This window comes from Bacillus sp. CH_48, assembly GCF_038008465.1.
Taxonomy (GTDB): Bacteria; Bacillota; Bacilli; order Bacillales; family Bacillaceae_G; genus Bacillus_A; species Bacillus_A thuringiensis_S.
The window spans coordinates 2394172-2405966 of the sequence record NZ_JBBOZF010000001.1 but is presented as its reverse complement, the minus strand read 5'-3'; the positions used below and the strand labels follow the sequence as shown (position 1 = coordinate 2405966).

Genomic DNA, 11795 nt, shown 5'->3' with positions numbered 1-11795 from the left:
CCCATAAAAAGGGACGAGTGTTGAATTCGTGGTTCCACCCTTGTTCCAATTAACATGATCGTTAATTGCTCAAGTTCAACATAACGGTGTTGTCCGTTAGCAATTACTAAAAGAATCGTTCACTGCTAAAGTTTAGAGGTGGTAAGTAATAATCCCGTACTAGGAAGCTCACACCCTAAGGCTTCCCTCTCTGAAAATCGTAGAAAACTACTCATGTCCTCATCATGACATTTCGATATATTTCATTTATGTAGGTAATTATATGCTCAAAAACTTAGAAAATCAAGGGCGTTACCTTTATTTTTTAAATTTTTCACATTGCGCTCAAAATCATGTAATCCATGTAATTGGACCCGTTCTTGAAACACATTTCGCAAAGTAATAATCATATTATGGTCTTGTTCCTTCGTATATAAATAAATCTTTTTTGGCGAAATAGAAAGAAGCGGCGCAATTACTTTTGTATCAATATATACATCATTTTGCTTTAATAATTCTTCATCTATATATTGGACCAACTTCTCCTGTTTTAAACGTCTACCTTTATCATCATAAAAGATAAAGCTTTCATCAAAAATAAGATGCACACAGGACAAGCGTGATTTACGGCTACTCACTTGTTGCCGAAGCGTTTCAATGAACATTTGGTATTCTTGCTCCATCTTATACTCATCAATTGCCACTTCCGCAAGTTTAGCCACCATTTCCCTATATGTACGAAGACGAAAACGGATATATGATGAAAACGAGAATGAGAGCGGATCACAAAGCCAATTATTTAAAGAAGACTTAATATATGACTCAAATGCGTTACGAGTTAAATCCTGAGCTACACCTTTTCTTCTTCCCTTTAAAATCTCATGTGCCATGTGCAATATTTGATGACACTCTTCTTGTTCTTCATAAAAAAACTTTTCTTTTAAGATCGTATAAATCCACTCATTTTGTTTCACATTCACAATGAAATACACCATTACTGGCAATAAGATCTTTTCAATATAATTCGATTCATGTACTGGTATGTGAATCACCACTTTTTGCTCCTGTAAATACACACTCGTTTCCTTATATAACACTTCCGCTCTTTTCAGCAATTGTCTATATACGTGCATAGCATCATTTTTTTCTTCGAAGCAAATTTCAATCACTTTTGTCCCCCCTTTTATCCCTGCTCTAAAGGACTGTATCTATACGTTACAAATCCTATAAGAGTCCTTTCCGCGTGAAGTTCACTCTTAGTAGAATTACATTTCCTATCGTTAGAAAATCCACTCAATCTGGCTTGCTAATTTTATATATATTAAGGGAGGGAGAAAAAAATGATACAAGCTACTATGAATTTTTTATTGTATACTTTATTTATCACTAAAAAGGGGTATCCGAATGTTCGAATATAAATTCGTAAAAGTCGAATTCCATTGGGGGCTCACTCGCTCAAAACTAGCTGAAGACTACCAAGAAATTATTCAAGAACATGCTAGAGATGACTGGAGGTTCGTACAGATTGTCGCCCCTACGATTGGCAGTTCTGGACAACCTGAATATTTCGACCTCATATTTGAAAAGAAAATATCACTATAATACAAAAGAGCAAGCTTCTCAGCTTGCTCTTTTACTTATGACGACGATTTTTCCCACCAATCGGAATTGGTTTCGCTAAATATTTAATTCGTTCCATAATACGTGCTGCCTTCATTTCTTCAGCCTCACCACGCTGTGTATACGTTAAATGGTGTTCCAGTTGTTTAAAATCAAAATTAGACGTAAAGAACGTCGGTAAGTTTTCTAACATACGGAATTGCAAGATTGCACCAAGCACATCGTCACGCACAAAGCTTGACATTGCTTCTGCCCCGATATCATCTAACATTAAAACTTGTACGCGTTTAACCGCATCAATCTTTTCACCAATCGAATTATCTTGAATCGAACTTTTGATTTCACGTAAAAATTCTGGGAAGTATACGAGCATCGAACTTATTTTCTTTCGAGCAAGCTCGTTCGCAATTGCTCCTAAAAGGTACGTTTTTCCTACACCAAATTTACCGTACAAATATAAACCTTGTGCTTTTTTACCTGGTTCATATGTACTTAAAAATTCATTCGCTGCACCAATTGCATCGATACGTGCATTTAAATCAGAAGGGTCTAAGTTTTCCATAGTTGCCTGTAAAATATCCGTTGGCATATATACACTTTGAACGAGTTTTTCATATTTCTTTCTCTCGTCATGTGCTACTTTTCTAACGCAGCGATCATATTGAATATCAATCATTTTCCCTTGAATAACAAGCTTTGGCTCGTACCCTTGCAGCATATTTTTACATGAACCTAAATCCGGACAATCCACGCAACCTACACTTTGTCCAATATATTCATATAGCTTCACAAGACTGCGCTCAATCATAGAAGTCGTTACTTCACCTTTATGTTCGTCTATAAATTCTTTCACACGCGGATGCGCCATTACTTCTGCCTTTAATACTTCATATCTATTTTTAAATTTTTCATTTCCCATTAATTTTGCAAATGAATTTTGAATATGCTCCATTTTCTCACCTCAAAGAGCGTTCATTCTCTTCTATTAATCACGCTTATATTTTTTTAACACTTCTTCTAATCGTTTTCGTTCATCTTCTAACGTACTTGCATCTTTTTCTACACTTACATCTTTCTTCGCCGTTTCTTTCTCTTGTTCCTTCGGCTCTTCTTCCTTAAGCCAATCTGGTACCATTTCTTTCCGTACCGTTTTCTTCGCCGTACGGCCTTTTTTCTTCGTCTCAGCCCACTCTTGATATTGACGGTTCTCTTCTTTCGCTAACTCCATCGCGTCCGCTACTGTACCAACCTTTTTACGTGCCCAATGCCCAGCAATCTTCTCGACATACGTTTTCGCAAGTTTCATATCTGAGCGTAGCATAACGTAATAAATAAGTACATTCACAACTCCTGGTGTCAATTTTTGATTAATCATGACATCTTCAACGATTTGCAAGTCCGCTTTCGTTGCCTCTGCACCACCAGAAATCTCTTTCAATAATTGTTTTGGCGAGATTTCCTCTAGCTGCTTTATTAGCATCTCCTCTTGCGATGAAGGCTCTTTCTCTTTCATCGTACGTGCAGCATGAGGCTGTACTCTTTCACTTAATACCGGTAATGCTTGACCATTTTCAAATTGATACCAATCGCGAGCTCCTTTTCTAAGCCTTTCCATATCAATTGTTTGCATCTCTGTCACCGCACCAAGAACGATATTTTGCATCGATAACACATCTACACCATACACGTAAGCAAGTGTTATAACGCAGTCTCTTACTTGATCTGTAATCGACTTTTTAGGAACAAGAGCGGACAATCCATCTACAAATAAAGAGAAATCAAAGAAATCATTCCAAACTTTCGGAGCGTCTCCCTTCTCGTTACTTGGCATAGTTGTCGTTTTTGGGATACGAAGGTCTTCTTGCGCATGCTCAAGCTGTCCTGGATTAAACGAACCAAACACATCATTGAAAGAGCGCGTAACATTTTCATAAGAAGCAAAATCAAATTCTTCTTCTAAGAAATATTGCTTTACTTGATTATATTTTGTCCGACTCAATCGATTGTATAAAAAGATACTTAAAACAATATCATCAAAAAACTGCTTTGGAGATAAAGGTGGTTGCAACTCATATATGAACATTCGAATATCTTTTTCTTTCTTAATATATACCTTCAAAAGCCCAATTGCCTCTAACTTTACTCGTTCCTCATATATTTCAGGAAGTTGCATTTGCATAGTCACCATAAGGGAATGATGTGTATTCTCTTTTCCAAATACACGATCTTGCTCTAGCTCCCCCCATAGTGTCATGTATAAGCTAAAAGCTCTACTACCTATTAACGGCTGATACAACATCGTTAATACTTTTCGGTCGTAATTATGCAGTAGCCCTTTCGCACTTACTTTATAACGATCAATCGGCAATAGCTCCATCCATGACTGTTTTTCCATTATTGCTTTTCCTTTCTCTCATCCAATCTATCCTCTACTTCATTCGTTCTATCTTCATTATATAAATTCTTAGTGAAAAAGAGCTATTAGCTTACGCTTCTAGCTCTCTTATCCTATTACTTACGGTATGTAAAGAGAATAAAATACAACTTCTACTCTCTTTCTTTTTGCAGTATATCTTTTAATTCTTCAATAAATACATTTAAATCTTTAAATTGACGATATACAGAAGCAAAGCGTACGTAAGCAACATCATCAATATCGCGAAGTTCTTCCATAACAATTTCACCAATCATATCACTTTTCACTTCTGATATACCTAAATTACGCAGTTCACGTTCCACGCTTTGTGTTACTTCTTCTAATTGTCTTAAAGATACTGGTCTTTTTTCACACGCTTTAATTAAACCACGTAAAATCTTTTCTTTATTAAACTCTTCTCGTGTGCCTTCTTTTTTTACAACGATAAGAGGTGACTCTTCTACCCTTTCAAAGGTCGTAAAGCGACTTAAGCAACTTTCACACTCTCTCCTTCTTCGAATAGAGCGCCCCTCGTCTACCGGACGCGAATCTAACACTCTTGTACCATTATGAGAACAGGATGGACAACGCAATTCATTCACTCCTTTACACTATACTCTTTATTTTTCTCTACTCACTTCACCTAAAATATATATACAATATTATATAACTCATTCTAACTCTCTTACCACTTTAAGTTTCAGCGCATCACTTTATCATCTCATCCTTAAAAATAAGATGGTATATAGGGCACTACCTCATTTGCAAGAGTACAATTTATTCAACTAACCAGTACGTTATATTACCTCTTTTTTATAAACTAAAAAAGAGGTGCATTATACACCTCTTTACATTTTAAATCAATTATGTTCTTTTTTAAAGAGCTTTTGTTTCTCTCTGCTTAATTTCGAAGCTACCAGTGCCTCGAGGAAGCTCGATGCTCTCACGCGTTTTCGCGTTTAAACCTTCTGCAATATATTCTGCAGCAACATTTGGATCAATACGATCCCCACAAGTATAAACATCAATACTCGCGTAACCGTGCTCCGGAAAGCTATGAATTGTTAAATGTGATTCCGAGATAATTACTACTCCACTTACACCTTGTGGTGCAAATTTATGGAAAGCAACCTCACGCACTTCAGCACCAGCTCTTAGTGCTGCATCCACAAATAATTGTTCAATATACGGCATGTCATTAAGCTTGTCGAAATCGCAATCCCAAAGTTCAGCGATCACGTGACGACCCATCGTATCCATAGTATCCATTCTACAGTTCCCCCTTGTAAATTTATTCTAACTGTTCGAATTGAAAACTAATTTGCAATTTGGCTTGCTCCACTACCACGGGGGAAAGTTAGTCCAGAGAGGTCCTAACCCTTTAAGTAGTGACTACGTACCTCAGCTCTTAAGTTTACGAGTGTTAGTATACTTTGTTTATTTTCATTTTGCAACAACAGTTTTTTCGATTTTCTGTCATATTTTCCTCTTTACTTTTCCCTAAAAAAAATAAACGATTCACAAATGCAGTAATCACAACGTTTCGTGGTATGTCCACTATTTAAAATATACTCATATAATTTTTTTCCTTTTCAGAAAAAAATAAAAAAAGAGGGCAAATATTGCCTTGCCCTCCCCCTTATTCACTTAAATGTGTTGCACATTTTCTTGTTTCGCTAACTCTTCAACAACTAACGTTACAAGATCTACAACACGACGAGAGTAGCCCCACTCGTTATCATACCAAGCAAGTACTTTCACTTTACGATCACCCATTACCATTGTAGATAAACCATCAATGATAGCTGAGTGTGTATTTGTATTAAAGTCGATAGATACTAAAGGCTCTTCGCTGAATTCTACAATACCTTTTAACGCACCGTTTGCAACCGTTTTGAAAGCTTCATTAATAGCTTCAACTGTCACATCACGTTTTACGTCTACTACTAAGTCAACAAGAGACACGTTTGGCGTTGGTACACGAAGTGCCATACCATGAAGTTTTCCGTTCAAGTGCGGAAGAACTTTTGCTAGCGCTTTCGCGGCACCTGTCGTTGTCGGAATGATTGATTGTCCGCAAGCACGCGCTCTTCTTAAATCTTTATGTGGGTTATCAATATTTTTTTGGTCATTTGTATAAGCGTGAACAGTCGTCATTAAACCGTTTTCAATTCCGAACTGCTCATCTAACACCTTTACAACAGGCGCTAAACAGTTTGTTGTACAAGATGCATTTGAAATAACAGTATGTTTTGTAATATCTAATTGGTCTTCATTCACACCAACTACAATTGTTACATCTTCATTTTTACCAGGCGCTGTTAAAATAACCTTTTTCGCTCCAGCTTCAACGTGAAGAATTGCTTTTTCTTTTGAATTAAATTTACCAGTTGCTTCAATTACAACTTCAACACCTAAATCTGTCCAAGGCAATTCCTTTGGATCGCGGTTGTTTAAAAGGCGAATCATTTTTCCATCAACTAATAAGTGATCTTCAAATGCTTCTACTGTTCCGTCAAACTTACCATGAACTGTATCATATTTAATTAAGTGTGCTAACGTTTCAGATGGATAGCTTGCATTGATTGCTACAATTTCGAATGCGCTTTCTTTTATTGCTTGACGAAATACCATTCTCCCAATACGTCCAAATCCATTAATTGCCACACGAGTCATAATATGTTATCCCCCTTGAATGCGTTATACTATTTATCTCCAATCCCAATAATAGTATAACACAAAAAGGAGATATGTCACTAAGCATTTTCATTAATTTCACAATTTTTTAGTCAATAATGTTCCATTTCTTTAAAATCACCTGCAATTGTGTTTTCGTTCCCATAATTGTGCCATCATTATTTATCACTTCATCTGCATTTTTCACTTTTTCCGCTAACGGCATTTGAGATTGAATACGCGCCGTTGCTTCTTCTTCGGAAAAACCATTTCGTTTCATCAAACGTTCTAATTGTGTATCAGGAGTAACTGCTACAACTAAAACACGGTCAACGAGACTTGTTAATTTACTTTCAAATAAAAGAGGGATATCTAACACAATCGCTTGCATACTTTCTTTTATGTACATTTCCTTTTGTCTATTCATTTCCTCACGTACTGCAGGATGAACAATTTTGTTTAACTGCAATCGTTTTTCTTCATTATAGAAAACGACACTCCCTAATTTCGGCCGATCCAGTTCTCCGTCTTTTTGCAACACTTCCGTTCCAAATACTTCTACTATTTTGTTATATGCTGGTTTTCCTCGCTCTACAACTTCTCGCGCAATAATATCTGCATCAATAACTGGTATGCTCAATTCACGAAACATTTGAGACACTGTACTTTTTCCACTTGCAATGCCTCCTGTTAATCCAATTACTACTGTCATCATAATCCTCCTCATAATAAAAGGCGCGAAACTAATGTTCCACGCCCATACTTACATTTTCCAAATTCCAATAATAATGAGTAATACTCCAGGCAGGAATGTAAATTTTTGTAACCACTTCATATTCGATAAAACCGTCCCAAGTTTCATTCCAATAAACAAAAACAAAGAACTCATAACTGCAACTAATATCGCCATCATAGCGGGTGCATACCCTAATAAAGATGCACCAATTCCGGCACCAAATGAATCTACAGAAAGAGCGATACCAAGAAGTAATGCTTCTCCTGCAGAAATGGTGCCTGATTTATCAAAATCTGCTACAGTCGGTTTCCGTAAAATTTGAATTACTAGCCCTAGCGAGGCAATCTCTAATTTCCAGACCTTCTCCTCTTGCTTCGGTTCTTCTTTTTTCTCACTTCGAAAAAATTGATATAACACCCAAATCCCTATTCCAATAAGAACAAGCCCACCGATACGCGTTGCGATAACAGGTGAAAATATTTTCGCGATCATATGTCCAATTCCCATTGAAACAAGCATAACAGCCGCTGAACAGATTCCGATAATTATAATTGATTTTAGTGGAATTCTTACGCTTCTTAACCCATATGTTAGCCCTACACTACAGCTATCTAAGCTTAATGTAAAAGCTAATAAAATAAGAGATAAATAAAGGTACATCGGTAAGCTCCTCCCTTATACATAGCTCTGCTGTATGTATATGACAAATGCCTATCCGATGTTATCTCTTTTCTATATTCTAGGCTGACAAATTGGGCAGTAATGCGTTCCTCGCCCGCCAACTACTGTTTTTTCTAATATCGTACCACAAGTTACACACGGCTCTCCTTTTTTTCCATATACATTTAGGAGTTCTTGGAATGAACCAATTTGCCCTTGTGAGTTGATATACGTCCGAATTGTACTTCCGCCACGTTTTACCGCTTCACCTAACGTTGTAACGGTAGCCTCATAAATCCGCTCAATTTCTTCTACTGTTAAAGAAGAAGCTTCCCGTTCCGGATGAATTTGAGAACGGAATAAAACTTCATCAACATATATATTTCCAAGCCCTACTAAAAGACGCTGGTCCAATAGCACAACTTTTATTTTACGATTTGTCTTTTGCAATCTTTCTTGTAAATACTGCGGTGTCAATTCAGCATCAAACGGCTCCGGACCTAAGTCAGCAAGAGGCATTTGATTCATCTCTTCACCTTTCTTAAAGAGATGCATCGTACCAAACTTTCTCACATCTTTATAATGTAATTCAGTTCCATCTGTAAATAAGAAACGGACGTGCGTATGTTTATCAATCGGCTCATCCTCTTGATGTAGTAAAAACTTACCTTCCATACGCAAATGTGAAACAATAACATAATTTGTTACATATAGAAGCAAAAACTTTCCTCTTCGCTTTATATTTTCAATCTTCTCGCCTTTTAGCATTTCTTTAAAGATTTCTGCATCATCCGGTCGTTTCACTATTTTTGGATAAGTAACAATAACATCTTCAATCTTTTTTCCTGTTACAAGATTTTCAAGTGTCCGTCTGACGTTTTCAACCTCTGGTAATTCAGGCATTTCATCACTTCCTTATTTTGCGTCGTACCAAGTTGGACCGTAAGAATAATCAACTTTCAGCGGAACTGCGAGTTCAATTGCATGCTCCATTACTTCAGGTACAAGCTGCTCTAATTTTTCAATTTCTTCTTTTGGTGCTTCAAATATTAATTCATCGTGTACTTGTAGAAGAAGACGCGCTTGTAAGCCTTCTTCTTCTAAACGATCTGCCATAATAATCATCGCTTTTTTAATAATATCTGCTGCAGTACCTTGAATTGGTGTATTCATCGCTGTACGCTCAGCAAAGCTACGTAAATTGAAATTACGACTCGTAATTTCTGGAATATAACGGCGACGATTTAATAATGTGGCCACATATCCTTTTCGTTTCGCATCTTTTACGATGTCCTCCATGTATTCTTGTACACCAGGGAAACTTTCTAAATACTTTTCAATAAATTCCGCTGCTGCTTTTCTTGTAATCCCTAAGTTTTGCGAAAGACCATAATCACTAATACCATACACAATTCCGAAGTTAACAGCTTTCGCTTGTCGTCTCATATTTGAAGTTACTTCATCTTTTTCAACGCCAAATACATCCATAGCTGTTTTCGTATGAATATCCATGTCATGTTGGAATGCTTCAACTAGCCCTTTATCATTTGCAATATGAGCTAATACACGCAGCTCGATTTGTGAATAATCAGCCGCATACATAATCCAACCTTCTTCTGATGGAACAAATGCCTGACGAATCTTTCTTCCTTCTTCTAATCGAATCGGGATATTTTGCAAGTTCGGATCCGTCGAACTTAATCGACCTGTTTGTGTTAACACTTGATTAAAACGAGTATGAATTTTAGATGAATCTTCATGTACAACTTTCAGTAAACCTTCAATGTAAGTTGAATTTAGTTTCCCTAATTGACGATAATGTAAAATGTTTGGAATAATTTCATGGTGATCCATAAGCTTATCTAGTACATCAGCTGACGTAGAATAACCTGTTTTCGTCTTTTTAATAACCGGTAAGTTTAAATTCTCAAACAGAATAACACCAAGCTGCTTCGGTGAATTAATATTAAATTCTGTTCCCGCAAGCTTATAAATTTCCTGTTCCATTTCCTTTAATCTGCCTGCAAGTTCTTCTCCCATATTACGAAGACGCTCTGTATCAACTTTTACACCTTTTACTTCCATATCAGCTAATACACGCGCAAGTGGTAATTCTAACTCTGTAAACAGTTCATATTGCTCATTCTTCTCTAACTCTTCAACGAATGTTTGCTTTACATCATATAATACATGCACTTTACGAGCTACATGCTCCGCTACTACTTTTAACTCTGGAACAGCACGCTTCGCGCCTTTTCCATAAACTTCTTCGTCAGATTTCACAGCATGCGTTTCTTTCATTTTCGCTACAGTACGGAAATCTTTATCTGTATCAGCCGGATCAAGTAAATAAGCAGCGATTAATAGATCAAAGTCAACCCCTTGTATATCTATACCGTTCCATTTCAGTGCAACGATTGCACGCTTCGCATCAAATGTATGCTTTCTCATCTCTCCATCTGCAAGCCAGTCTTTAAATGCATCTGACTTAAGAGCAATGTCCTTTTGAATAAAGTAGCAACCATTTTCATTTTGAATACCAAAACCTTGAATATCTGCTTTATGATAGTTATCTTCTTGTACTTCAACAATAAGCGCACTATCTTGCTGAAGCATTTCTTCGGTAACTTCTTCCACAATATCAAATGTAATATCATCTAATTCAGCTGGAGCCGTTTCTTCTGGCGTAACACCTAATTTATTTAAAAGAGATGTAAATCCTAAACTCTCGAACATTGGAACGACATCACTTGCTTCATATCCTTTATATTCCATATCATCCACATGCACTGTAATCGGCGCATCTGTAATGATAGTTGCAAGATCTTTACTCATAAGAGCTTGGTCTTTATTTGCTTCCAGTTTTTCTTTTAATTTCTTCCCGCTTACTTGATCTAGATTGTCATACACTTCTTCAACCGTTCCAAACTGTGTTAACAATTTAATCGCAGTTTTTTCACCAACTCCTGGTACACCCGGAATATTATCTGATTGGTCTCCCATTAAACCTTTCATATCGATAATTTGCTTTGGTGATAAGCTATATTTCTCAAATAAAGCTTCTTTCGTATATTCATCTACTTCCGTAATCCCTTTTCGCGGAATACATACAAGCGTGTTATCAGAAACAAGTTGAAGTAAATCTTTATCTCCTGAAATAACTTTTACACTTGCTCCTTGTTCGCTTGCTTCTTTTGCTAGCGTTCCCATAATATCATCCGCTTCATAATTTTCCAATTCATAACGCGGTACGTTGAATGCATCAAGCATCTCACGAATAAACGGGAATTGTTCTGATAATTCAGGTGGGGTCTTTTGACGTCCGCCTTTATACTCACTATATGTTTTATGACGGAATGTCGTTTTACCCGCATCAAATGCTACTAACATATGCGTCGGTTTTTCTTCCTCTAATATTCTCATTAACATCATTGTAAAACCGTAAATTGCGTTCGTATGTATACCTTTGTCGTTATTTAAAAGCGGTAGTGCAAAGAAAGCACGATACGCGATATTATTACCATCTACTAATACGACCTTTTTTTCCAAATCAGAAACCTCCCCATGCAAATTTGAAATGATTTTTTTCACAGAAAAAAACCGTTCCTTTCCTCTCTCTATATTAACATGACTAATAGAGAGAAGAAAAATAACGGTTCTTTTCTTTCATATATAAAACAGACTTATATTGGCATAAAGGGAAGTGAC

11 protein-coding genes and 1 other annotated feature are annotated in these 11795 nt (G+C 36.6%); of the genes, 1 reads left to right on the top strand and 10 read right to left on the bottom strand.

Annotation, left to right across the window (positions count from 1 at the left end):
• Nucleotides 1-6: 6 nt before the first annotated feature.
• Nucleotides 7-235 (bottom strand) — a binding site (T-box leader).
• 31 nt (nucleotides 236-266) lie between these two features.
• Nucleotides 267-1148: a putative sporulation protein YtxC gene (gene ytxC, locus N2V92_RS12070; RefSeq protein ID WP_000569624.1), complete on the bottom strand. Its 882-nt coding sequence runs from the start codon at nucleotides 1146-1148 to the stop codon at nucleotides 267-269.
• A gap of 235 nt (nucleotides 1149-1383) precedes the next feature.
• On the opposite strand from ytxC, the gene N2V92_RS12065 reads away from it, so the two are divergent.
• Complete coding sequence (locus N2V92_RS12065; protein WP_000464454.1) at nucleotides 1384-1581, top strand: DUF4177 domain-containing protein; 198 nt, start codon at nucleotides 1384-1386, stop codon at nucleotides 1579-1581.
• A 31-nt stretch (nucleotides 1582-1612) separates the two neighbouring features.
• On the opposite strand, the gene dnaI is transcribed toward N2V92_RS12065, so the two are convergent.
• The 9 genes from dnaI to polA form a co-directional block, all read right to left on the bottom strand.
• A complete protein-coding gene (gene dnaI / locus N2V92_RS12060; RefSeq protein WP_000400117.1) occupies nucleotides 1613-2551 on the bottom strand; it encodes a primosomal protein DnaI in 939 nt (312 codons plus the stop codon).
• Between the two features lie 33 nt (nucleotides 2552-2584).
• Nucleotides 2585-3994, bottom strand: a complete 1410-nt coding sequence (locus N2V92_RS12055) for a replication initiation and membrane attachment family protein (RefSeq protein WP_000415031.1) — start codon at nucleotides 3992-3994, stop codon at nucleotides 2585-2587.
• 152 nt (nucleotides 3995-4146) lie between these two features.
• Complete coding sequence (nrdR, locus tag N2V92_RS12050; RefSeq protein WP_001203687.1) at nucleotides 4147-4608, bottom strand: transcriptional regulator NrdR; 462 nt, start codon at nucleotides 4606-4608, stop codon at nucleotides 4147-4149.
• Nucleotides 4609-4891: 283 nt separating this feature from the next.
• Nucleotides 4892-5275, bottom strand: a complete 384-nt coding sequence (gene speD, locus N2V92_RS12045; RefSeq protein ID WP_002003660.1) for an adenosylmethionine decarboxylase — start codon at nucleotides 5273-5275, stop codon at nucleotides 4892-4894.
• A gap of 387 nt (nucleotides 5276-5662) precedes the next feature.
• A complete protein-coding gene (locus tag N2V92_RS12040; RefSeq protein ID WP_000198979.1) occupies nucleotides 5663-6691 on the bottom strand; it encodes a glyceraldehyde-3-phosphate dehydrogenase in 1029 nt (342 codons plus the stop codon).
• 109 nt (nucleotides 6692-6800) lie between these two features.
• Nucleotides 6801-7403 carry a dephospho-CoA kinase gene (gene coaE, locus N2V92_RS12035; protein WP_000219323.1) on the bottom strand — a complete coding sequence of 201 codons (603 nt, stop codon included), beginning with the start codon at nucleotides 7401-7403 and terminating at the stop codon, nucleotides 6801-6803.
• Nucleotides 7404-7454: 51 nt separating this feature from the next.
• Nucleotides 7455-8087, bottom strand: a complete 633-nt coding sequence (gene ytaF / locus N2V92_RS12030; protein ID WP_000281729.1) for a sporulation membrane protein YtaF — start codon at nucleotides 8085-8087, stop codon at nucleotides 7455-7457.
• A gap of 72 nt (nucleotides 8088-8159) precedes the next feature.
• Nucleotides 8160-8990 (bottom strand): DNA-formamidopyrimidine glycosylase, encoded by an 831-nt coding sequence (mutM, locus tag N2V92_RS12025; protein WP_001114470.1) that lies wholly within the window; start codon nucleotides 8988-8990, stop codon nucleotides 8160-8162.
• Nucleotides 8991-9002: 12 nt separating this feature from the next.
• Nucleotides 9003-11636, bottom strand: coding sequence for a DNA polymerase I (gene polA, locus N2V92_RS12020; protein ID WP_000412809.1), 2634 nt, complete (start codon nucleotides 11634-11636; stop codon nucleotides 9003-9005).
• Nucleotides 11637-11795 lie beyond the last annotated feature (159 nt).

Bases quoted from the DNA above. Each gene is read 5' to 3' on its own strand.
- mutM (WP_001114470.1), bottom strand. From the start codon at position 8,990: ATGCCTGAATTACCAGAGGTTGAAAACGTCAGACGGACACTTGAAAAT.
- coaE (WP_000219323.1), bottom strand. From the start codon at position 7,403: ATGACAGTAGTAATTGGATTAACAGGAGGCATTGCAAGTGGAAAAAGT.
- ytaF (WP_000281729.1), bottom strand. From the start codon at position 8,087: ATGTACCTTTATTTATCTCTTATTTTATTAGCTTTTACATTAAGCTTA.
- dnaI (WP_000400117.1), bottom strand. From the start codon at position 2,551: ATGGAGCATATTCAAAATTCATTTGCAAAATTAATGGGAAATGAAAAA.
- N2V92_RS12065 (WP_000464454.1), top strand. From the start codon at position 1,384: ATGTTCGAATATAAATTCGTAAAAGTCGAATTCCATTGGGGGCTCACT.
- N2V92_RS12055 (WP_000415031.1), bottom strand. From the start codon at position 3,994: ATGGAAAAACAGTCATGGATGGAGCTATTGCCGATTGATCGTTATAAA.
- N2V92_RS12040 (WP_000198979.1), bottom strand. From the start codon at position 6,691: ATGACTCGTGTGGCAATTAATGGATTTGGACGTATTGGGAGAATGGTA.
- speD (WP_002003660.1), bottom strand. From the start codon at position 5,275: ATGGATACGATGGGTCGTCACGTGATCGCTGAACTTTGGGATTGCGAT.